Source organism: Bradyrhizobium sp. Y36 (genome assembly GCF_002531575.1).
Taxonomy (GTDB): domain Bacteria; phylum Pseudomonadota; class Alphaproteobacteria; order Rhizobiales; family Xanthobacteraceae; genus Bradyrhizobium.
Genome location: NZ_NWTI01000004.1, coordinates 183,586 through 206,421, shown reverse-complemented (window position 1 = coordinate 206,421; position 22,836 = coordinate 183,586). Strand labels below are relative to the sequence as shown.

At 64.3% G+C, this 22,836-nt stretch carries 18 protein-coding genes and 1 pseudogene; 12 read left to right on the top strand and 7 right to left on the bottom strand.

What is annotated here, in order from left to right:
* Position 1: 1 nt before the first annotated feature.
* Positions 2–1,390: an MFS transporter gene (locus CO669_RS09700; protein ID WP_097659585.1), complete on the bottom strand. Its 1,389-nt coding sequence runs from the start codon at positions 1,388–1,390 to the stop codon at positions 2–4.
* Positions 1,391–1,563: 173 nt separating this feature from the next.
* Between CO669_RS09700 and CO669_RS09695 the strand changes: the two genes are divergently transcribed.
* Together CO669_RS09695 and cax are read left to right on the top strand one after the other, a co-directional pair.
* Positions 1,564–2,625 carry an isocitrate/isopropylmalate dehydrogenase family protein gene (locus CO669_RS09695; protein WP_097659584.1) on the top strand — a complete coding sequence of 354 codons (1,062 nt, stop codon included), beginning with the start codon at positions 1,564–1,566 and terminating at the stop codon, positions 2,623–2,625.
* A 301-nt stretch (positions 2,626–2,926) separates the two neighbouring features.
* A complete protein-coding gene (gene cax / locus CO669_RS09690; RefSeq protein WP_097659583.1) occupies positions 2,927–4,027 on the top strand; it encodes a calcium/proton exchanger in 1,101 nt (366 codons plus the stop codon).
* Positions 4,028–4,099: 72 nt separating this feature from the next.
* On the opposite strand, the gene CO669_RS09685 is transcribed toward cax, so the two are convergent.
* Positions 4,100–5,827 carry a SulP family inorganic anion transporter gene (locus CO669_RS09685; protein WP_097659771.1) on the bottom strand — a complete coding sequence of 576 codons (1,728 nt, stop codon included), beginning with the start codon at positions 5,825–5,827 and terminating at the stop codon, positions 4,100–4,102.
* Between the two features lie 337 nt (positions 5,828–6,164).
* On the opposite strand from CO669_RS09685, the gene CO669_RS09680 reads away from it, so the two are divergent.
* A complete protein-coding gene (locus tag CO669_RS09680; RefSeq protein ID WP_097659582.1) occupies positions 6,165–7,139 on the top strand; it encodes an ABC transporter substrate-binding protein in 975 nt (324 codons plus the stop codon).
* A gap of 52 nt (positions 7,140–7,191) precedes the next feature.
* Here CO669_RS09680 and CO669_RS09675 read toward each other — a convergent pair whose 3' ends face one another.
* The 4 genes from CO669_RS09675 to CO669_RS09665 form a co-directional block, all read right to left on the bottom strand.
* Positions 7,192–7,467, bottom strand: a complete 276-nt coding sequence (locus CO669_RS09675) for a hypothetical protein (RefSeq protein ID WP_097659581.1) — start codon at positions 7,465–7,467, stop codon at positions 7,192–7,194.
* Between the two features lie 14 nt (positions 7,468–7,481).
* Positions 7,482–7,913 (bottom strand): pyridoxamine 5'-phosphate oxidase family protein, encoded by a 432-nt coding sequence (locus CO669_RS09670; RefSeq protein ID WP_097659580.1) that lies wholly within the window; start codon positions 7,911–7,913, stop codon positions 7,482–7,484.
* Positions 7,914–8,035: 122 nt separating this feature from the next.
* Positions 8,036–8,212, bottom strand: coding sequence for a hypothetical protein (locus CO669_RS35930; RefSeq protein WP_198963928.1), 177 nt, complete (start codon positions 8,210–8,212; stop codon positions 8,036–8,038).
* 159 nt (positions 8,213–8,371) lie between these two features.
* Positions 8,372–9,115, bottom strand: coding sequence for an SDR family NAD(P)-dependent oxidoreductase (locus CO669_RS09665; protein ID WP_097659579.1), 744 nt, complete (start codon positions 9,113–9,115; stop codon positions 8,372–8,374).
* Positions 9,116–9,260: 145 nt separating this feature from the next.
* On the opposite strand from CO669_RS09665, the gene CO669_RS09660 reads away from it, so the two are divergent.
* The 6 genes and pseudogenes from CO669_RS09660 to CO669_RS09640 all read left to right on the top strand — a co-directional run bounded on the left by CO669_RS09660 (position 9,261) and on the right by CO669_RS09640 (position 16,710).
* Positions 9,261–10,031: a methyltransferase domain-containing protein gene (locus tag CO669_RS09660; RefSeq protein ID WP_097659578.1), complete on the top strand. Its 771-nt coding sequence runs from the start codon at positions 9,261–9,263 to the stop codon at positions 10,029–10,031.
* 200 nt (positions 10,032–10,231) lie between these two features.
* Positions 10,232–11,233, top strand: a complete 1,002-nt coding sequence (locus tag CO669_RS09655; RefSeq protein ID WP_097659577.1) for a DctP family TRAP transporter solute-binding subunit — start codon at positions 10,232–10,234, stop codon at positions 11,231–11,233.
* A 155-nt stretch (positions 11,234–11,388) separates the two neighbouring features.
* Positions 11,389–11,868 (top strand): annotated as a pseudogene (locus CO669_RS36515) (TRAP transporter small permease); the annotation flags it as partial.
* A gap of 216 nt (positions 11,869–12,084) precedes the next feature.
* Entirely contained in the window at positions 12,085–13,365 is a 1,281-nt protein-coding gene (locus CO669_RS36295) for a TRAP transporter large permease (RefSeq protein WP_245444268.1), read from the top strand.
* A gap of 59 nt (positions 13,366–13,424) precedes the next feature.
* Positions 13,425–14,642 carry a GGDEF domain-containing protein gene (locus CO669_RS09645; RefSeq protein ID WP_245444244.1) on the top strand — a complete coding sequence of 406 codons (1,218 nt, stop codon included), beginning with the start codon at positions 13,425–13,427 and terminating at the stop codon, positions 14,640–14,642.
* A 139-nt stretch (positions 14,643–14,781) separates the two neighbouring features.
* Positions 14,782–16,710, top strand: coding sequence for an alkyl/aryl-sulfatase (locus CO669_RS09640; RefSeq protein WP_097659574.1), 1,929 nt, complete (start codon positions 14,782–14,784; stop codon positions 16,708–16,710).
* Positions 16,711–16,916: 206 nt separating this feature from the next.
* Here CO669_RS09640 and CO669_RS09635 read toward each other — a convergent pair whose 3' ends face one another.
* Positions 16,917–17,987 (bottom strand): glycosyltransferase family 4 protein, encoded by a 1,071-nt coding sequence (locus CO669_RS09635; RefSeq protein ID WP_097659573.1) that lies wholly within the window; start codon positions 17,985–17,987, stop codon positions 16,917–16,919.
* Between the two features lie 270 nt (positions 17,988–18,257).
* On the opposite strand from CO669_RS09635, the gene CO669_RS09630 reads away from it, so the two are divergent.
* The 3 genes from CO669_RS09630 to CO669_RS09620 are packed head-to-tail and all read left to right on the top strand — an operon-like array spanning position 18,258 to position 22,826.
* Positions 18,258–20,021 (top strand): ABC transporter ATP-binding protein, encoded by a 1,764-nt coding sequence (locus CO669_RS09630; RefSeq protein WP_097659572.1) that lies wholly within the window; start codon positions 18,258–18,260, stop codon positions 20,019–20,021.
* A gap of 58 nt (positions 20,022–20,079) precedes the next feature.
* A complete protein-coding gene (locus CO669_RS09625) occupies positions 20,080–22,284 on the top strand; it encodes an amylo-alpha-1,6-glucosidase (protein WP_097659571.1) in 2,205 nt (734 codons plus the stop codon).
* A gap of 20 nt (positions 22,285–22,304) precedes the next feature.
* Positions 22,305–22,826 (top strand): PRC-barrel domain-containing protein, encoded by a 522-nt coding sequence (locus CO669_RS09620; protein WP_198963927.1) that lies wholly within the window; start codon positions 22,305–22,307, stop codon positions 22,824–22,826.
* Positions 22,827–22,836: the final 10 nt, after the last annotated feature.

The window sequence follows — 22,836 nt, the reverse complement described above, 5'->3', positions numbered from 1 at the left end:
CCTACTTCACCGCCAGCCGCAGAAAGCTCATCACGCTGCCGAGCGCGGCAAAGCCGGCGCCGAGGGCCAGAGCCAGCGTTGCGCCGTCGTGACCGGCAAGCGCAAAGCAGGCTGCGGCGAGCGCCGCTCCCGTCGTCTGTCCGGTCAGGCGCGCGGTCGCCACGATGCCGGAAGCGCTGCCGCTGCGATGCGGCGGTGCGCTCGACATCACCGCCTTCATGTTCGGCGCCTGGAAGAAGCCGAAGCCCATGCCGCAGATCACCATCCGCCAGATGATATCGGCAATGGCGGGATTGGACGGCAGCATCGCGAGCAGCGCCATGCCGAGGCCGAGCAGCACGAGGCCGATGCCGCCGAGCAGGCCGACCGCGTGGCGGTCGGACAGGCGCCCCGCGATCGGCGCCATGATGCCGACCACCAGCGGCCATGGCGTCATGAACAAGCCGGTCTCGACCTGCGAGCGGCCGAGCACGTCCTCCAAATAGAACGGCAGCGAGACGAAGGCGAGGCCCTGTACGGCGAAGGAGCAGACGGCCGTCGCTGCCGACAGCGCGAACATCGGCCGCGCGAACAGGTCGATTGGCAGCATCGGCGCCGGATGGTTGGCGTGCCGGCGCGTCAGGATGAAGCCGAGCGAGAGCGCCGCGACCAGCTCGATGCCCACGACCACCGGCGACAGATTGTGCGCGGCGCTGCCGATGCCGGTGATGAACAGGCCGAGACAGGCCGACGCCAGGACCGCGCCGAGAAAATCAAAGCCGTGATCGGCCCGCGGCGTCTTCGGCAACATCGCAACGCCGATGCCGATCGCGACGAGGCCAAAGGGGATGTTGACGGCAAACAGCCACGGCCACGGCCCGATCGCGAGGATGGCCGACGCAATCGACGGGCCGAACGTGAAGGCGGTCGCGACCACCAGCGCGTTGTGGCCGAAGCCGCGGCCGAGCATCCGTCCGGGATAGACGAAGCGTACCAGCGCGGTGTTGACGCTCATGATGCCGCTGGCGCCAAGGCCTTGCAGCGTGCGCGCGACCAGCAGGCTGTCCAGCGACCATGCCACCGCGCAGAGCAGCGAGGCGATGGTGAACAGGATCAGGCCGCCGAGATAGATGCGCTGGTGCCCGACGATCTCGCCGAGCGCCCCGAGCGGCAGCAGCGTTGCCACCAGCGCGATCTGGTAGACATTGACGACCCACACCGACCGCTCCGGCGAGACGTGCAGATCGGCGGCAATGGCGGGCAACGCGATGTTGGCGATCGCGGTGTCGAGCGAAGCCATCGCCAGCGCGGTGAAGATCGCCGTGATCGCCCAGCGGCGCTGGGCCGCCGGAAGTCCATCGGCGACGGGATGGTCGGGCTCGCGTGCGGAGGTGGGTAACGTGATTGTCATTGCTTGGACGCGTGGCTCCGGCGGCGCGGCTCAAAAGGGACGTTTGGCATGTACTACGGTGGGGCCGCCTTCCACAGGCATTTGCTTGCATGCTGTGTATGCGGGAAGGGAAGGCGATGTGGCCGCGTGCTGGCGTATGATCGCGGCACGACTGCAAATGCGGGGGAAACGCCATGCAAATCGTCGTTCTGCCGGGTGACGGCATCGGGCCCGAGATCACGACCGCGACAACGAGCGTGCTGCGCGCGGCCTCCGAGCGCTTCCAGCTCAATCTGCGGCTGGAGGAGCACGCAGTCGGGCATGCCAGCCTGAAGCTGTCAGGCACGACCGTGCGTCCTGAACTGCTCGACATCGTCCGCGCCGCCGACGGCCTCATCCTGGGACCGACCGCGACCTTCGACTTCAAGGACGAGGCGCATGGCGAGATCAATCCGTCCAGGCACTTCCGCAAGAACCTCGACCTCTACGCCAATGTCAGGCCCGCGCGCACCTATGTAGGGCGGCCAGGGCGGCTCGGCGATTTCGACCTCGTCGTGGTCCGCGAGAACACCGAAGGCTTCTATGCCGACCGCAATATGGAGCTGGGCAATGGCGAGATGCTGGTCACGCCTGACGTCGTGATCTCGCTGCGAAGGATCACGCGCCTCTGCTGCGAGCGCATCGCGCACGCCGCCTGCAGTCTCGCCATGAAGCGGCGCAAGCACCTCACCATCGTGCACAAGGCCAATGTGCTGAAGATCGGCGACGGCATGTTCCTCGACATCTGCCACACGGTGGCAAAGGATTATCCCGGGCTCGCAGTCGACGACATCCTGGTCGACGCCATGATGGCACATGTGGTGCGCAACCCTGACCGGTTCGACGTCATCGTGTCCACCAACATGTTCGGCGACATCCTGTCCGATCTCACCGCCGAGCTCTCCGGCAGCCTCGGGCTCGGCGGCTCGCTCAATGTCGGCGACCGCTACGCCATGGCGCAGGCCGCGCACGGCTCGGCGCCTGATATCGCAGGCCAGGACGTCGCCAATCCGGTGTCGCTGATCCTGTCGACTGCGCTGCTGCTGGCCTGGCACGGCGAGAGAAGCGGCGCCGTCCGCTATGAAGAGGCCGGGCGTGCGATCGAGGCGGCGGTGGCCAGATCGATCGGCGAGGGCCGGGCGACACGCGACGTCGGCGGCAAGCTCGGCACGATCGCCGCGGGCGCGGCGATTGCGGAGATCCTGCAGGCGGGATGAGGGGCCAAGCAAAAAGTCGAAAAACAACCCCATGCACAGTAGACGGCCCCTTGATCCATAAGGGATTTTCAAAGCGCGTCGCGGCGACATTCGCGACGGCGATCAGGTTGGCCCGTCGGGCAAAACACCAAGCTCCGGTTGCGTGCGTGGGGCTGAGCCAAAGCGCGCTCTCGTCACCCGCGATACGCTCCTCAAGCCGCATGGCGGGGCGCATCCGCCAGCCTCTCGTTGAGCCAGATCAACACTCCTGCGGCGGGCCTGCGGACCTTTCCATGAGCGCATGCGATGGAAGAGGGCCGATATGCAGATTCTGTTCAGGGAAATCCGCGAAAACCCTTTGCTCTGGATGCTGGTGTTCGTGCCGATCGTGCTGGTGGCCGAGGCGGCGGTGCCGCATTCGCACACGCTGCTGTTCGTGCTGGCCGTGCTGGCCATCGTGCCGCTGGCGGCCCTGCTCAGCCATGCCACCGAGGCGGTCGCTGCGAAGACCGGCGATGCCGTCGGCGGGCTGCTCAATGCCACGCTCGGCAATCTGACGGAGCTGATCATCGCCATCACGGCGCTGCGGGCCGGCCAGTACATGCTGGTGAAGGCGTCGATTGCGGGCGCGATCGTCACCAATGCGGTGTTCATGCTGGGGGCCTGCCTGCTGCTCGGCGGCCTGCGCTACCACGTGCAGGAGTACAACCGCGCCGGCGCGCGCCTTTCGTCCGGCCTGTTGCTGATGGCAACCGTGGCCCTGCTTGCGCCTTCGGCGGTCGCCGATCTCGAGCACCTGCCGCAGGGCGGGGCCATCCTGAACACGCTGAGCCTCGGCATTTCGATCCTGCTGATCATCGCTTACGCGCTCGGCCTGTGGTTCTCGCTGGTGACGCACAAGGAATTGTTCGCAAGCGCCGATCACGGCGACGACAAGGAGGCGCACTGGCCGATCGGCGTAGCCGTGGGCACGCTGCTGGTCGTCACGGTGCTGGTCGCGCTGGTCAGTGAGATCTTCGTGGAATCGGTGCAGAAGGCGGCGGAAACCTTCGACATGAGCCCGGCCTTCGTCGGTTTCATCGTCGTCTCGCTGGTCGGCGCCGCCGCCGAATTTGCGGTGGCCTTCGCTGCGGCGCGAAAGGACCGGCTCGACATGGCCGTCAGCATTGCGCTCGGCAGTGCCTCGCAGATTGCTCTGTTCGTGGCACCCGCGCTGGTGCTGCTCAGCTATGTGGTCGGGCCGAAGCCGATGGACCTGCAGTTCTGGCCGGGTGCCGTCACCATGGTGATGATCGCGACGGTCACGTCGGCCTACATCACCGCCAGTGGCCGCTCGGCATGGTTCATAGGCGCGCTGATGATCTTCATCTATGCGGTCTTTGCGCTCACGCTGTATGTGGTCCCACCGGCAGGCCAGGGATGAGCCGCCGGCATCGGTGGCTCATCGGAGAACGGAGACGGCGGCAAGCATCGTCGGCAATATGAGCCACTCCTCCTACCGGCTTACCCTGACCTGGTCCTCCCAGTCCTCCCACGCGACGTTATTGATTTCCAGATAGCTCGAGACGGCTGAGCCGATGGTCGGAAAGAACTGGGCTTCGCCAACCTGAGCATACAGGCCGAAGCGCTTCAGCTTGTCCTTTACCGGATCCTTGAGCTCGGCAAAGCAGAGTTCAATGCCCCTGGCGTTGAGCGCCTCGTCCAGCTCGGCAACGGTGTCACAGGCGGTGACGTCGACGCTCGTGACCGGTTCGGCGGCGACCACCAGCCAGCGCACAGGGGTCGGCGATTTCTCGACCGCAGCCAGGATTCGCTCCTTGAAGAACTCGGCATTGGCGAAGAACAGCGGCGCATCCCAGCGGAACAGCACCAGTCCGGGGATCAGGCGGGCATCGGGATATCTGGTGATGTCGTGATAGCCCTTGACACCCCGCGCTCGCCCAAGAATTGCGGAGTGCGGACGCCAGCCGTCCCACAGGAATTCCGCAACGGCCACCGCAATAGCGAGACCGATTCCCGGAATTGCGCCGAACACGGCCACGCCCACGAAGCACAGCACGGTCAACCAGAACTCCCACCGCTGGATCCGGTAGATCCGCTTGAGATCGCTGATTTCGATCAGGCCGATCGCGGCCGCGATCACCACCGCCGCCAATGCGGCATTCGGCAGCTGCTGTAGCAGGTTCGGCGCAAGCAGCAGAAGGAATGCGATCGCGAGCGCGCCGACGACACTCGTCAGCTGCGTGCGCGCGCCGGCGGCTTCGGCAACGGGCGTGCGCGACGAGCTGCTGCTGATCGGGAAGCCCTGAAAGAAGCCGGCTGCCAGGTTGGCCGCGCCAAGACCCATCATTTCCTGGTTCGGATCGACCTTGTCGCCCAAACGAGCAGCATAGGTTCGCGACAACACGCTGGTATCGGCAAACGAGACCAGAGCGATGGCGGCTCCGCCGGCCAGCACGGGGATCAGGTCGCTGTAGGCGATCTTGGGAATCGAGAAGGCCGGCAGGCCCTGCGGAAGTGGCCCCAAGACTTTCACACCATGACTGGTTCCGAGATCAAGGAGTGCGACAACAAGGGTTGCTCCGACGACGGCAATCAGGATTCCCGGCATTCGTTTGTGGCCCTTGAGCAGCAGGATGACGATCAGTGTGCCAAGTCCGACTGCGAACGCGGCCCAATTGATCTTGCCGCCGCTGATGCCGACGGCAATCGCCCAAAGGTCTCTCAGCGGGCCTTCGCTGTCGATCGAGAAGCCGAGCAGCTTTGGCAGTTGGCTGATCAAGACGGTCAGCGCGATGCCGTTCATATAGCCGTACCGTATCGGCTTGGATAAGAGCTCGGTCACAAAGCCCAATCGCGCGATGCCCGCCGCGATGAGCACAGCTCCTGAAACAAGCGCCATCATTGCGGCAAGCATTGTTGCGCGAACCGGATCGCCGCCGGCCAAGGGGGCAATAACGCCGAGGATGACGGCAGCCAGCGCCGAGTCCGGGCCGAGCACGATGATACGGCTCGGACCGAACATCGCGTAGACCAGAAGCGGGACGATGGTTGCATAGAGCCCGTGGATACCCGGCAGACCCGACGCGGCTGCATACGCAATGCCGACTGGCACGAGCATCGCCGCCAGCACGAGACCCGCGAAAACATCGTGCCGAAGCCAACCTGCTTCGTAGTGGCGCAGCGTATCGATCCCGGGGATCCAACGTGTCCAATCGCTCACGAACCTCACTCCAAAGGTCAGTCGTCACACGGTGGTACACCGGCCGAGGTCTGGAACGTCATCATGGACGGCCTCTGTAATGTCAACGCACGGATTCAATCGGTACGCACCGCGCCATTGGCGACAAAACAGCAGCCCGGACGAATACGGGCAGTCTGGTATCGGCTTGCCGGTAGCGCGCAAGGTCTGGCAACGTCTCGAACGGGCGCTTGACGCAAATCAAGGTTGTTGACGCCGCGACCCTCTTCGCAGCTCTCGTCAAGTTGACCAGTCGGCCGGAACACTGGCAGGATGCGATCCGGAAAGACAATGATCGTCGTCAAGCCAGGAGACGTCTATGCATAGGCGGGCGGTCGTTTTGGGAGGCGCGGCCGCGGCGCTATTATGGCGCGGGGCCGGCGCCCAAACGCGCGGCGGGCCGCCATCCCGCCTTGGCATTCTCCGTTACGGAAGGCCATCCAGCGACGAGACCCTCGAACCGTTCTTCGCCGGCATGAGCGCGCTCGGCTATGTCGACGGCAAGACGATCACCTACGATTATCGTCACGCCAACAATGACGAGCACCGGCTCGCCCCGCTTGCGACCGAGCTCGCTGCAACCAGGCCGGCGATCATGATGGCTTTCGGAGGTGATATCGCGCCTTATGTGCGGGACGCCGCGAAGAACCTGCCGATCGTATTCTCGGTCAGTGCCGACCCTGTCAAGCTCGGCCTGGTGGCGAGCCTCAGCCGGCCACAGCGCAATGCGACCGGAGTGACTTTCCTGCATGACGAACTCGGCTCGAAGCGGCTGCAACTCCTGAAAGAAGCGGTGCCGCGCGTATCCCATGTCGCATTCTTGTGGAATCCCAACCATCTCGACAATGAGCTCGAAGACACGCAGCGGGCGGCCCAACCGCTGGGGATCAAGCTGTTGTCGCTGACCGTTCGAACGGTCGACGAGCTCTCTCCTGCTCTCGATAAGGCCACGGCAGCCCAGGTCGATTCCGTCTACGTCGTCACCTCGACGCTGATGATCAACCTGATGCCGCGTATCGTCGGCTATGCGGAGGAGCGTCGGTTGCCGCTGATCGGTGGCTGGGGTGCTTGGGCTTCCGGCGGTGGGTTGATGTCCTACGGTCCCGACGTCAACTCAATGGTGAGGCGCACGGCGGCCTATGTCGACAGGATCCTGAAGGGAGCGCAACCGTCCGAGCTGCCGGTGGAGCGGCCTACCAAGTTTCTGCTCACCATCAACTTGAAGACGGCGAAGGCGCTCGACCTTGCCATCCCCGAGAGTTTTCTGATTGGGGCCGATCAGGTGATGGATTGAGCACGGTTTGTGTTCGAGCAGGGGACGCCGCCCGTCGATGACGCTGTCGGCTTCATGGCAAAAGAGTCATGATCTCATAGGCGACCACGGCGGCACCGAGACAGCGCCGCCAAGGATTCACGCCGCGAATGATCTCGTCGGCGCCCCAAATGATGAGCCCGCCTTTCGCGACGATCGTCAAGCCGACGCTGGCTTTGCCTGCAGAGGGCCAGATCCACAGCAGAAGGCCAGCAGCGATCACGATCCATAGGGTGAGGTTGGGCCATTGCGCGATGGTGATGGCGCCAGTTTCCCGGCTCCGAAAGAACCATCGAAAGAGGCGCTGCACGACGAGCTAGCCGATCAGAGCGTAACCTCACCCTCTTCACGTCCCTTCCAATAAGTGATGCGGTTGGCCTTCACCTTGATAAGGACGATGCCCGGCGTATCGATGCCACGGTCGAACCATTTGTCGAGATCGCTGGTCCAGTGTTGCTGGAAGGCGGCCTTGTCCCGGATCAGTTCGGCGGTCCCTTCGACGGCGACATAGATCCCCGTCGAGAAAAGGCCCGCTTCTGACGAATAGCCGAGCGCGACTTTCGGATTCCGTTGGATGTCCGATACGGTGCGGGTCCGTTCATAAGCAAAATAGTAGGACGTGCCGTCATAGGCGACATCGCCGTTGTTGCTCATCGGACGGTTGGCAATTTCGCCGTTCTCGGTGTGGGTCGAAAGAATGGCGATGTCGATGCCGGCCATTTGCTTCGCGATCTCGGCCAGCGACTGCTTGGACATGGAATTTTCTCCAGTGGGGCTGGAGCAACGGCGGGATGAGGCCCATGTTCCGAGCGCTTTTCTTACCTCCAAATATAAAGCCGCCCCCGACATAGCCGGAGGCGGCTTTGACTTAGACCGGATTAGTGGCCCGTGCCGGGCTTGCTGGTCTTCGGGGGCTTGCCGTCTTCCATGCGGCCTTCATTGCGAAGATCGCGTCCTTCCTGGGCCTTGCGCTGGCTCTCGGGATCCTTGCCGTGCTCGTTCATCTCTTCCTTGATGTAGCCGGCGCCTTCTTTGATCTTGCCTTCAACGCTCATGATCTTCTCCTTCTCTATATGGGAGACAACGCGTTGCAGGACCTGCCGTTCCGGCGGCAGAACGGCGCCAATTTGCGTGGAACCGGAAGATGGCGGGGTACGGCGCGCACCTGGCCCATCCACAATATCTGTGCTGGCGCCGAGCTGCCACTCCCCGCCCTAGAACTGATACCGCCGCAGCCCTCCGTCCACCGGGATCACGGTGCCCGTGATGTACCGCGCCACCGGTGAGGCCAGAAACACAGCGAGCACGGCGAGATCCTCGGGCTCGCCCCAATAGCCGACCGGGATCTCTTCCTCGGCGAAGCGCTCGCGATAATCCGGCGCGTAGTTGCGGCGGATCTGTTCGCTCATGATGCGGCCGGGCGGGATGCAGTTGATGGTGATGCCGTGCTCGCCGATCTCGCGCGACAGGCCCTTGGCCCAGGCGTGCACGGCGGCCTTGGCAGCGAAGGCGGCGTTGAGGCCTTCGGGCTCGGACTTGCCGGTGATGTTGACGATGCGGCCCCATTTGCGTTCGATCATCTGCGGCAGCAGCGCATGCGCGATGCGCCGATAGCTGGTGAAATTCAGCGCGATCGCCTCGTCCCATTTGCTGTCGGGAGCATCGACGGGCAGGGGGCGGCTGCCGCCGGCATTGTTGATGAGGATGTCGACATGGCCGAGCTCCTTCATTGCAAAAGCCGCGATTTTTTCCGCCGCGTCCTTGGCCATGACGTCCTGCTCGAGCGGCGTGATCAGTCCGCCACCGACCTCCTTCACGAGCTCTGCGAGCAGGTCGCCTCGCCGCGCCACGCCGACGACGCGTACGCCTTCGGCGGCCAGGCCCTTGGCGATGGCACGGCCGATGCCGATGCTCGCTCCCGTGACGAGCGCGGTTTTCGATTTGAGCCCGAGGTCCATGGTCACATGCTCTCTTGTTTCGTTCTTGCTTGTTGCCGTTCGTTTCCTGCCCATCCCGCGGGCCCTGCGAATTGCCTGAGCGGGACGAGCAGTGGTAACCAAGCGCGACGTTGAAGGAAACACGAAAAAGAAAAGGCGTTGAGCGATGGTCTGGGATCCGCAGCAATATCTGAAATTCTCCGGCCACCGGCTCCGGCCCGCCGTGGACCTCTTGATGCGGATTCCGGATCTTGGCCCGCGCGCGATCGCCGATCTCGGGGCCGGCGCGGGCAACGTCACGAAACTGATCAAGGAGCGCTGGCCGGATGCCACCGTGACCGGCGTCGAGGGTTCAGCCGAGATGGTTGCCGCCGGCCGCAAGGCCGCACCCGACGTGGAATGGTCGCATGAAGATCTCGGCCATTGGCGCCCCGCCAGGCAATACGACTTGATCTATTCCAATGCCGCACTGCACTGGCTGCCCAATCATGCGGCACTGTTTCCCTTGTTGATGGAGAAGGTGAAGCCTAGCGGCATGCTTGCGGTGCAGATGCCGCGCAACTTCCTGGCACCATCGCATGTGCTGATCGGCGAGACCGCGCTCGATGGTCCGTGGCGCTCCAAGGTCGAGCACCTCGTCACGCCGCCGCCGGTCGAGGGGCCGGCCTATTACCATGATCTTCTCGCGCCGATGTCGGCCAATATCGACATCTGGGAGACAGAATATCTGCAAGTGCTCGAAGGCAAGAACCCGGTCAAGGAATGGACCAAGGGGACCTGGTTGACGCGCTATCTCGACGTGCTCCAGGGCGACGAGAGAAGCGCGTTCGAAGCCGCCTATAGCGCGCGCGTGGCGAAGGCCTATCCGAAGAATGCGGCGGGGCAGACCCTGTTCCCGTTCCGCCGTCTGTTCATGGTCGCCCAACGCAAGGATTGATGCGCTGCCGCAATGCGACATAAGCGCTCGTTCCCCGGGACGCGCGCGGGTGCGAGGTTGCGTTAACTGCGCTCGTCAAGATAGCTTGGCTGCGGCAAATTGGGCTTAGGTCTAGTTGTTCGGCTTGCGGATTGCTGCCACTACTCGGACCGGAAAACAAGAAAGCACCCGGTTTGTCTGGGGTTGTTGGGGAGGTCATCATGCGCAAACTGCTTCTCGCGGTCGCGGCGGCCGCGCTGATTCTCGCTCCTGCCGTTGCGCAGGCCCAAACTCCGATCGTCATCAAGTTCAGCCATGTCGTTGCCAACGACACCCCCAAGGGCAAGGGCGCGCTGAAGTTCAAGGAGCTTGCGGAGAAATACACCGACGGCAAGGTCAAGGTCGAAGTCTACCCCAACTCCACGCTCTACAAGGACAAGGAGGAGATCGAGGCGCTGCAGCTCGGCTCGGTGCAGATGCTCGCACCCTCCACCGCGAAATTCGCGCCGCTCGGCATCAAGGAATTCGAGGCACTCGATCTGCCCTGGCTGTTCAAGGACGACGCGACCTATTCCAATGCGATGAAGGGCACCGTCGGCAAGTGGCTGTTCCAGAAGCTCGAGTCCAAGGGCATCACCGGGCTGGCTTATTGGGACAACGGCTTCCACATGCTGTCCGCCAACCGTCCCCTGGTGAAGCCGACCGATTTTCAGGGCCTGAAGTTCCGCATCTCCGGATCGAAGGTCGCCGACCAGTATTTCCGCCTGCTCGGGACCATCCCGCAGATCATGGCGTTCTCCGAAGTCTACCAGGCGCTGCAGACCGGCGTGGTCGACGGCTGCGAGAACACCGCGTCCAACTATCTGACACAGAAGTTCTACGAGGTGCAGAAGGACATCACCGTGTCCTATCACGCGCATCTGCAATATGCCGTCATCGTCAACGCGAAATTCTGGTCGGGCCTGCCGCCCGACATCCGCACCCAGCTCGACAAGGCGATGGCGGATGCGACAGACTACACCAACCAGATCGCGCATCAGGAGAACGAGGACGCGCTGGCCGAGATCAAGAAGACGGGCAAGACCACGCTGCATTATCTGACCGATGCCGACCGCAAGGCATGGCAGGAAGCGATGCAGCCGACGTATAAATGGGCAAAGGGGCGGGTCGGGCAGGAGGTGCTCGATCTCGTCGCCAAGGAACTTGACGTCAAGATGAACTGACGGCCGCGCCCTAACAAGAACAATAGCAACGGTCGGGGGTGATCGCACTCCCGGCCGTTTCGCTCTTGAAAAGACGAGCCAATGCTGGGGGGACCAAGTTGCTGCGTGTGCTGAATCGTTTTCTCGATCATCTCGAGGAGTGGCTGATCGCGACGATGATCGCGGCCGCGACGTCGCTCATCTTCGTCGCCGTGCTGCACCGTTACGGCGCCGGGCTGTCGATCGACATCGCCAAATGGGCGGAGGCCCGCAACCTTTCCTTTCTGGCCGTCCCCGCCCGCGCGGCGTTCGTCTGGCTTGCCGCACTCGATTTGTCCTGGGCGCAGGAGCTCTGCATCTACATGTTCATCTGGATGGCCAAGTTCGGCGCCGCCTACGGCGTGCGGACCGGCATCCATGTCGGCGTCGACGTGCTGGTCAACATCCTTCCCGGTGGATCGCGCCGACGGGTGATCACCTTCGGCCTTCTGTGCGGCGCGCTCTTCACCGCCATCGTCGCCTATTTCGGCGCCGCCTTCGTCGGCCAGATGTGGCAGACCGGCCAGCAGTCCAACGATCTGGAAGCACCGATGTGGATGGTGTATCTCACCATTCCGCTCGGCTCCGGCCTGATGTGCTTCCGCTTCCTGCAGGTCGCCTGGTCGTTCTATCGCACCGGCGAGCTGCCGCATCACGACATGGCCGGCGTCGAAGGCGTCGAGGTGGACCCGGTGCATCCGGCGCCGGTGACGCCCACCCAGGTGGTCCGCGACGAGCGCAGCCCGCTCGGCTGGATCCTGATGCTGCTGCCGGTGCTGATCGTCGCCGTGTGCTTTGCGCATGCGGGCCATATCATCACGCTGCCGCAGGGCCTGCGCGTTCTCATCGTGTTCGCGCTTCTGCTCTCCTTGATGTTGACGGGCATGCCGATCTCGATCGCGCTCGGTCTCACCGTGCTCAGCTTCATGTTCACGCTGACCGACGTGCGAACCGAATCGGTGGCGCTGAAGCTGTTCACCGGCATCGAGAATTTCGAGATCATGGCGATCCCGTTCTTCATCCTTGCCGGCAATTTCCTGACCCATGGCGGCGTTGCGCGGCGCATGATCAATTTTGCGACCTCGCTGGTCGGTCATTGGTACGGCGGCCTCGCGCTGTCGGGCGTGGTCGCCTGCGCGCTGTTCGCGGCGATATCCGGCTCCTCGCCGGCGACCGTGGTGGCGATCGGCTCGGTGATCCTGCCCGCGATGGTCGCGCAAGGCTTCCCGAAGCGGTTCGGCGCCGGCGTGATCACGACATCCGGCTCGCTCGGCATTCTGATTCCGCCCTCGATCCCGATGGTGCTCTACGCCGTCTCCACCAACAGCTCGGTCGGCAAGCTCTTCATCGCCGGCATCGTGCCCGGATTGGTGCTGGCCTCGCTGCTCGGCGCCACGACGTTCTATCGCGCCTGGCGCAACGACTATCCGCGGATGCCGAAGGCGACATTCCTCCAGCGTCTCGACGCTTTCCGCAAGTCGATCTGGGGCATCCTGCTGATCGTGATCGTGATCGGCGGAATCTACAGCGGCCTGTTCACGCCGACCGAAGCCGCCGCCGTCAGCGCCGTCTACGCCTTCATCGTCGCGGTGTTCATCTACAAGGATCTGAAGCTGCGGGACGTGCCGCGGGTGCTGCTGTCATCGGCCAACCTTTCGGCGATGCTGCTCTACATCATCACCAACGCCGTGCTGTTCTCGTTCCTGATGACCTACGAGAACGTGCCGCAGGCGCTGGCGCAATGGATGATCGACCAGGGCCTGGGGTGGATCGGCTTCCTGCTGCTCGTCAACCTGCTGCTGCTGCTGGCGGGCAACGTGATGGAGCCGTCCTCGATCATTCTGATCATGGCCCCGATCCTGTTTCCGGTCGCGATCAAGCTCGGCATCGATCCGATCCATTTCGGCATCCTGATGACGGTCAACATGGAGGTCGGCCTGTGCCATCCGCCTGTCGGCCTCAATCTCTACGTGGCCTCGGGCATCGCCAAGATGGGCATCACCGAGCTCACGGTCGCGGTGTGGCCATGGCTGCTGACCATGCTGGGCTTCCTCGTGGTGGTGACCTATTGGCCCGGTCTGTCGCTGTGGCTGCCGCGGTTGCTGGGGATGTAGCGTGGGTGAAGGACCGCACATGGCTAACGCGCGGTTAATCCGCGCGTTAAAATGCAAGCGTGGTGCGACGCACCCCTTTTTACCGATGTGAGGTAGAACCTTGCCAGCAGACGGGAGCTGGCATGTTCTTCGACAGAATGGAATCCGGACGGGCGTCGATTTCCGACGCCGTCTATTTGGAAGTCATCGTGGGCCTTCACGGCACGACGATGCCTAACATTCTCGCGGCCGCCTGCCTTGCAATGGTCGGTGGCATCACGACCTACGAGACCGGAGACGTGGTGACGGCGGTCCTGACGGTCGCCGGTGTCGTGGTGGCAATCGTCCGTCTGTTCGAAATTCTTGCCTTCCGTCGTCGTCTCGCGCGTTCACCGCAACTCGTTCGGACCGAGGCCGCGACCTGGGAGCGGCTTTATATTGCCGGCACCGTTGCGACGGCGTTGGTGCTTGGCGTGTTCGCCGCGCGCAGCATCGTGCTGGGCGATGCGCTCTGCTCCGTCATGGCGATCGGGATCGGATTCGGCTTCGGCGCCGGCGTGGTGGCGCGGCTGGCGCTGCGTCCCGTCGCGGCGCTGCTCGATCTGGTTGCGATCGCCGGTCCCACTGCGATCGTCACTTTCATGCAGCCGGATCTGCGCCACGTCGGCCTTGGGCTCCTCATCCTGATGTACGTGGTCGCGAGTTTCGAGATGGTGCGGCTGAGCTTCAACGCCTCGATCAGCCAGATTACGCTGAAGCGCAAATTCGAGCAGCTCGCGCGCTCGGATTCGATGACCGGCGTATCCAACCGCTCGGTGCTGATGACGGACCTGCCCCTGATGCTGTCAGCCGGGATGGTTGCGGTCCATACGCTCGATCTCGACCGCTTCAAGGAGGCCAACGACCGGTTCGGCCATCCCACCGGCGATGCGCTGCTGAAACAGGTCGCAGGAAGGCTCCAGGCGCTCGTCACGCAAGACGACCTGTTGATCCGCATGGGCGGCGATGAATTCGTCCTGGTCCAGGGCGCGGCGGCCGATGCGGAGGCGATGGCGCGGCGCATCGTGGAGTCGATCAGCGCGCCGTACGAGGTCGACGGACAGGAGATCGAGCTCGGAGTCAGCGTCGGCGTTGCCGTCGCGCCGGACGACGGGCGCACCGCCGACGCGCTGCTGTCGCGCTCCGACAAGGCGCTATACCGGGCCAAGCAACGTCGCGGCGGCTATGTGCTGGCGCGGGAGTTGCGGGTGGCGGAAGCGGGTGTTGCAACGGCGATGACCGAAGGACTGGCCGCATAAGCGGCGTGGACGGTGCCAGCTCCTCTCGCGAGCGGGAAAAGGGAAGACGAGACATCCGCCGTCCTTTCGTCTCCACCGGTTATGGCAATCGATCGCGAGATGCGGTTAGATGCCGCGCAGCCGGCCGGGAGGGGAAAACATGATCGACATCAGCAACGAGCCGAAGGACGCGACGCCGTCCGTCATCGCGCAGCAGGCGGCGATGCTGAACGCGCTGCCGTTTTCCGACAGGCGGGATTTCGACGATGCCGCGCGCGGCTTCCTCGGCACGATCGAGCAGGCGAAGATATCAAATCCGCAGGGGCGGACGGTCTGGAGCCTCGAGCCCTACGACTTCCTGTCGGCTGACCAGGCGCCGCCGACGGTCAATCCGAGCCTGTGGCGGCAGTCGCGGCTCAACATGCAGCATGGCCTGTTCGAGGTCGTGCCCGGCGTCTACCAGGTGCGCGGGCTCGACATCGCCAACATGACGCTGATCGAGAGCGACAACGGCGTCATCGTCGTCGACACCCTGACCTCGATCGAGGGGGCGCGGGCTGCACTCGATCTCTACTTCAAGCACCGTGGCCTGAAGCCGGTTGCCGCCGTCATCTTCACGCACACCCACACCGACCATTGGGGCGGCGCGCGCGGCGTGCTGGAGGAGGATGCGCTCGCCACCGGCCGCGTGCCCATCATCGCACCGAACCTGTTCATGGAGCACGCCGTCTCCGAGAACATCATCGCGGGACCGGCCATGCTGCGCCGGGCGCAGTACCAGTTCGGGCCGCTGCTCGCCAAGGGGCCGCGGGGGCAGGTCGATTGCGGGCTCGGCAAGTCGATGGCGGCAGGATCGGTTGCGCTGCTGCGCCCGACCGATCTGATCATGGCGACCGGCGACAGGCGCGTCATCGACGGCGTCGAATTCGAATTCCAGATGGCGCCGAACAGCGAAGCACCGGCGGAGATGCACTTCTTCATCCCGCGCTACAAGCTGTTGAACCTCGCCGAGAACTGCACCCACAACTTCCACAATCTGCTGCCGTTCCGCGGCGCCGATGTACGCGATGCACTGGCCTGGTCGAAATATCTGGGCGAGGCGTTGCAACTGTGGGACGGCAAGGCGGAGGCGATGTGCGGTCAGCATCACTGGCCGGTATGGGGACGCGAGCGCATCGGAACGATGATCCGCCAGCAGCGCGACCTCTACAAATTCGCGCACGACCAGACCATCCGCCTGATGAACCACGGTCTCACCGCGGCCGAGATCGCCGAGACCATCCGGCTGCCGAACAGCCTGGAGGGCGCCTGGCACGGCCGCGGCTATTACGGCCATATCCGGCACAATGTGAAGGCGATCTACCAGAAATATCTCGGCTGGTACGACGCCAACCCGGTCAATCTCGATCCGTTGCCGCCGGTCGAGTCAGGCAGGAAATATGTCGAATACATGGGCGGCGCGGACGCGATCCTGGCGCGGGCGCACACCGATTTCGACAAGGGGGAGTTTCGCTTCGTCGCGCAGGCACTCAGCCATCTTGTCTTCGCCGAACCTGATCATGCGGCGGCTCGCGGTTTGCTCGCCGACACGCTGGAGCAGCTCGGCTACGCCGCCGAGAGCGCGACCTGGCGCAATGCCTATCTGTTCGGCGCGCAGGAATTGCGCCAGGGCATGCCGAAGGTGCCGGCCCGGCCGCCGATGCCGCGCGAGACGCTGGCGGCGCTGCGCACCTCCCAGCTCTGGGACGTGCTTGGGATTCGCCTCAACGGCCCCAAGGCGGAAGGCAAGCACATCGTCTTGAACTGGCGCTTTTCCGACACCGGCGAGACCTTCGTGCTCAACCTCGAGAACTGCGCGCTCACTTATACCGAGGGCGTGCAGGCGGAGAGTGCCGACGCCAGCTTCACGCTGGCGCGCGCTACGCTCGATGAGGTCATCGCGAAGCTGACGAGCTTCCCGGAGGCGGTGGCTGCCGGCAAGGTCAAGCTGTCGGGCAATCCCATGAAGCTTGCCGAACTGATGGTCCTGATGGACGAATTCCCGAGAATGTTCGAGATCGTGGAGCCGAAGCGGGCAGTGGTGCGGTAGGGGGAAGCCCGGGTTGACGCGCTGAGGGCGCGTCACACTCCGCTGTCGTCTCCGCGAAGGCGGCGACCCATCGCCACAGGAAGTGCTTTGGGCGCTGGCTGGTAACTCCGAGCCTTCGCAAAGCCAATGCTGCGGAGTAGGGGTCCCGGATCGGCGCGCGCTGAAGGCGCGCTTGTCCGGGACCACAGTTGCGGTTGCGGCCGCCCTTACTCCGCGCTGCTCACCAGCTTGATCCGCGGCGCCTTTTCCTCGGCGAGGCTGCGGTAGGCTGCGAGATAGTCCAGCGCCATGCGCCGCGCCGTGAAACGCGTCTCGAACTGCCTGCGGATCGCGGCGCGGTCGAGTTGCCCGAGGCGGCCGACGACGCCGGCTGCGCTGAGCACGTCCTCGACCACGAACCCGGTCAGGCCTTCGTCGATGATCTCGGGCACCGAGCCGCGGTTGAAAGCGACGACGGGTGTTCCGCACGCCATCGCCTCGATCATCACGAGGCCGAACGGCTCCGGCCAGTCGATCGGCAGCAGAAGCCCGAGCGCACCGCTGAGGAAATCCGATTTCTCGTGATCGCTGATCTCGCCGATGAACTCCACCAGCGGATTGTTCTCGATCATGGGACGGATCAGCTCGTCGTAGTAATCCTGGTCGGCGCGATCGACCTTGGCTGCGATCTTGAGCGGAATGCCGCAATGGGATGCGATCTTGATGGCGCGATCGACGCCCTTCTCCGGCGCGATGCGGCCGAGCACGGCGAGATATTCCTGCTTTGTCGGCTTCGGCGTCAGCAGGTTCTCCGGCAAGCCATGGTAAATCGTCTTCACCCAGTTTGCCTGCGGCACCGGACGGCGCTGCGCATTGGAGATCGAGACGACGGGCATCTTGGAGAAGGTGTTGAAGACCGGCTGATGCTCCGGCAGATCGAGCCGGCCGTGCAGCGTGGTCAAGAACGGCGTCGGCTGCCGGTGGAACAGCGACCAGGGATAGTAGTCGAGATGAAAGTGGAGGAAGTCGAACTCCTCGTCGTCACATTTCTGCCGCACGCGCTCCAGCAGCACCATGTGCAGCGCGTTGGGGTCGCGCACGGAACCGTCGAGGCGTAGCGCCCTGGGCCATAGCGCATCCAGCTTTGCCGAGGTCTGCGAGTCGCCGCTGGCGAACAGCGTCACATCGTGTCCAAGGGCCACGAGCTCTTCCGTCAACCAGTGCACCACCCGCTCGGTGCCGCCATACAGCTTGGGTGGAACAGCCTCCGTCAACGGAGCAACCTGCGCGATGCGCATCTCACCTTCTCCTTTGTGCGATCATGATCGTAGAAGCCCCCGCGTGCCGGCACCGGCAATGCCAGCGAGGGGAACGTTCCCGCACTTGCGAAGTTCCTTCCCCCGAACGTTACTTATTCGACACGTCCGGTATTCGTCGCGATGCTGCCATCACATCTTCGCAGATCGTCCGCATCCGCATGTCGTGATGACGTTGCCCGGAACCGGGGCGAACTGGTCGATGTTCAGTCGATAACAAAATGAAAATCAACAAAATGGGGCGATAGCCATATGGATCATCTTTCTGGATATTCGCGCAGGCCATTTGCCTTTGTCCTGCGCTATCTCCGGATGCGAATGGCTTCGCATCTGGTGATCCTGACCGCGGTGGTTGCAGCGGTTGCCTGCTCAGTAGGCACCCAGTACGGGGTCAAGGCCCTTGTCGACGCCTTGTCTGCGGGCCCTTCGCAGGGCGGCGGCGTATGGCTGGCATTCATTTTACTCATGTCGCTAATCACTGCCGACAACTTCCTGTGGCGGATTGCGAGCTGGACGGCGAGCTTCACCTTCGTTCGTGTCACGGGTGATTTACGACGTGACATATTTCGTCATCTGACCGGCCATGCGCCGAGCTACTTCTCGGACCGGATGCCGGGCATGCTGACGAGCCGCATCACGGCGACGTCGAATGCGGTGTTCACGGTCGAGAACATGTTCGTATGGAACGTGCTGCCGCCGTGCATTGCCACAATTGCGGCCATCGCCTTGATTGGAACCGTCAGTCCCTACATGGCGCTCGGCCTGATCGTGATTGCCGGCGGCATGGTGATCGCGATGTTCCGCCTCGCTGCCGCGGGCAAGCCGCTGCATGACGATTTCGCCGACAAGGCGGCCGTGGTGGATGGCGAGATGATCGATGTCATCAGCAACATGCCGCTGGTCCGCGCGTTCTGCGGCATCAGCCACGAGCACGAGCGGTTCGACGCGACCGTGAACCGGGAGCTCACCGCGCGCGGCCGGAGCCTTCGCTATCTGGAGAAGCTGCGCCTCACCCATGCTGGCGTTACCGTGCTTCTGACGGTGGCGCTGATGGCCTGGGCGATCACGCTCTGGCAGAAGGGCGAGGCGACCACTGGCGACGTGGTGCTGGTCTGCACCCTCGGCCTTTCCATTCTCAACGCGACGCGCGATCTCGCGGTGGCGCTGGTCGACGTCACCCAGCACGTCGCGCGGCTGACCGAGGCGATCGCCACGCTGCTGGTGCCGCACGAGCTGCGCGATCACCCCGACGCCGAGCCGCTGGTGAAGAGCGGTGCGGCGATCGCGTTCAACAACGTCACCTTCGGCTATCCCGGCGGAGAGAAGATCTTCGAGCGGTTCAGCCTGCGGCTCCAGCCCGGCCAGCGCGTCGGCCTGGTCGGCCAGTCCGGCGGCGGCAAGTCCACGCTGTTCACGCTGCTCCAGCGCTTCTACGATACCGACGAGGGCAGCATCACCATCGACGGTCAGGATATTTCGATGGTCACACAGCAGAGCCTGCGCGAGGCGATCTCCGTCGTGCCGCAGGACATTTCCCTGTTCCACCGCTCGATCCGCGAGAACATCCGCTACGGCCGGCCGAACGCGACCGACGACGAGGTGCTGCGCGCCGCGATCGCGGCGCGCTGCGATTTCGTCGAGAGCCTGCCCGAGGGGCTCGACACCATGGTCGGCGACCGCGGCGTCAAGATGTCCGGCGGCCAGCGTCAGCGCATCGCGATCGCGCGCGCTTTCCTGAAGGACGCGCCGATCCTGTTGCTGGATGAGGCGACCGCGGCGCTCGACAGCGAGTCCGAGGAGGCCATCCGCGAGGCGCTGTCGCGCCTGATGCGCGGACGCACCGTGATCGCGATCGCGCACCGGCTCGCGACGCTGCGCAATTTCGACCGCGTGGTGGTGCTGAGGCATGGTAAGATCATCGAGGATGGCTCGCCGGAGCGCCTGATGCAGGGCCACGGGCCATATCGCGAGCTGGTCACGCAGGAAATGAGCCGGCTCGCGCAAGCCGCCGCGTAAACCCACAGTCGCGTTGTTGAGTCGGTTGCGTTTCGAAACAAGCGCAGGGGAGCAGCTCATGTCGGCCGAAGCCGTAGCCCAATTCGTCTCCGTGACGCACACCTCCGAACAGGTTGCGGAGCAGCCCTTCTACATTCCCATGACCGGGCCATCCGCCCGGCCGCGGCGGTCCCTCAAGCACGACGACATGTTCATCGTGCTCGACAGCCATGGCGATATCGGCGCCTCGGCCGGCGGTCCGGACGGTCTGTTCCACCACGACACGCGCTATCTGGCGCGGCTGGAGCTCGTGCTCGACGATCTCCAGCCGCTGCTGCTCGGTTCCAATTTGCGCGACGACAATTCGTCGCTGACCGTCGATCTGACCAATCCGGACATCTACCGTCAGGGCCGTCTCGTCTTCCAGAAGGATCTGCTGCACGTCGTGCGCACGATCTTCCTGTGGCGCGGCACCGCCTATCAGCGCATCGGCGTGCAGAACCATGGCGATGCGCGGGCCAGCTTCGAGCTGACCCTGCTGTTCGACAACGACTTTGCCGATCTGTTCGAGGTTCGCGGCGAGCGACGCCCGCGCCGCGGGGTAGGCACGAGCAAGCTGCTCGGGCCGACCGACGTGCTGTTCGAATATCGCGGTCTCGACGACGTCGAGCGCACCACGGGCCTGCATTTCGATCCGCGTCCGACGCGATTGACGGTCAATGCCGCGACCTGGCAGCTCGAGCTGGATCCGCATGAATCGAAATCGCTGTTCGTGGCCGTGTCGTGCAACCGGCCGGTCGCGGAGAAGCCGGCGCGCTTCTTCCGGGGCCTGCTCGCCCATCGCCGCGAGATGCGCCAGTCCACGATGGGCGCCGCCAGCATCGAGACCTCCAACAACATCTTCAACGAGGTGCTGTGCCAGGCGATGGCCGACCTCAACATGCTGATGACGGAGACGCCGCAGGGGCGTTATCCCTACGCCGGCATTCCCTGGTATTCGACGACGTTCGGCCGCGACGGCCTGATCACCGCGCTCCAGATGCTGTGGGTCGATCCGCGCGTTGCCAAGGGCGTCCTGCGCCGGCTCGCACATTTCCAGGCCCAGGCGATCGATCCGCTTGCCGATGCCGCGCCAGGCAAGATCCTGCACGAGATGCGCGGCGGCGAGATGGCCGCGCTGCGCGAGGTGCCGTTCGCGCAATATTACGGCAGCGTCGATTCGACCGCGCTGTTCGTGCTGCTCGCCGGAAGCTATTTCGAACGCACCGGCGACGAGAAGACCCTGATCGAGCTGTGGCCGGCGATCGAGGCGGGGCTGGCCTGGATCGACGGTCCCGGCGATCCCGACCAGGACGGCTTCGTCGAATACCAGCGCGCGACCGAAAAGGGGCTGGCCAATCAGGGCTGGAAGGATTCGTTTGACGCGATCTTCCACGCCGACGGGCAGCTCGCGGAAGGCAATATCGCGCTCGCCGAAGTCCAGGGCTACGTCTACGCCGCCAAGCAGCTCGCTGCGCGTTGCGCCTTGCGGCTCGGCAAGCAGGACCGCGTGCGCAAGCTCGAGGCCGACGCCAGGGCGCTGGCCGAACGCTTCGAGAAGGCTTTCTGGTGCGAGGAGCTCGGCACCTATGCGCTCGCCCTCGACGGCAAGAAACGGCTGTGCAAGGTGCGGACCTCGAACGCCGGTCAGGTCCTGTTCAGCGGGATGATCCGCGAGGACCGCGCCCGCCTCGTCGCCGCCGACCTGATGCGGCCGCATTTCTTCTCGGGCTGGGGTATCCGCACGGTCGCCGTCGGCGAGGTGCGCTACAACCCGATGTCCTATCATGACGGGTCGATCTGGCCGCACGACAACGCGCTGATCGCACTCGGGCTTGCGCGCTACGGCCTCAAGCATTCGGTGGCGCACGTCTTCAAGGGACTGTTCGACGCGGCGACCTACATGGATCTGCGCCGGCTGCCCGAGTTGTTCTGCGGCTTCCGGCGCGAGAAGCGGCGCGGCCCGACGCTCTATCCGGTCGCCTGCGCGCCGCAGGCCTGGGCCAGCGCGACGCCGTTCACGCTGCTGGAAGCGGCGCTCGGCCTCGAGTTCGACGTGGCGCGCGGCGAGATCCGATTGCGCAACCCGCATCTGCCGGCGTTCCTCAACGAGGTGATCCTGCGCGATCTGCGCCTCGGTGAATCCAGCGTCGATCTTCGCGTCAGTCGTCACGGCGACGACGTGGCGCTGGAGGTGTTGCGCACGCGCGGCCAGATCCAGGTCTCGATCGTGCTGGCGCGCTAGCGGCGCGCAAGGAGGACGTCATGCGTGGGATAGCAGCATTGACCCTTGGTACGGCCGTCGTCGCGAGCCTGGCGGCCGCGACCGTGCGTGCCGCGGACGAGCCGCCCATAGGCCCGAGTGAGGCCAATGCGCCGGCGACGGCCCAGCCGCCGGCCTCGACCGTCACCGTCACGCCGAAGGATGCCGCCCCGCCGCCGTCGGTGACCATCATCGGCGCGAGCGAGGCCCATGGCGTGCTCGGCCGCGACGTGCGCAGCGCGGCCGGCGAGGACATGGGCCGCATCGTCGACGTCATCGTCGATCGCACCGGCCACGTCCGCGCCGCGGCGATCGATTTCGGCGGGTTTCTCGGCGTCGGCAGCCGCAAGATCGTGGTGGACTGGAACGCACTGCGCTTCGGCAAGATTGCCAACAAGAAGGACAGCATCACGCTGGAATTGACCAAGGCGCAGGTCGCGGCCGCACCGGAATACAAGGAGGACACGCCGATCGTCGTGCTCGGCGCATCCGGCAGCCTTCAACCGCTGCAAGCGATCCAGTGAGGTGCAGGGA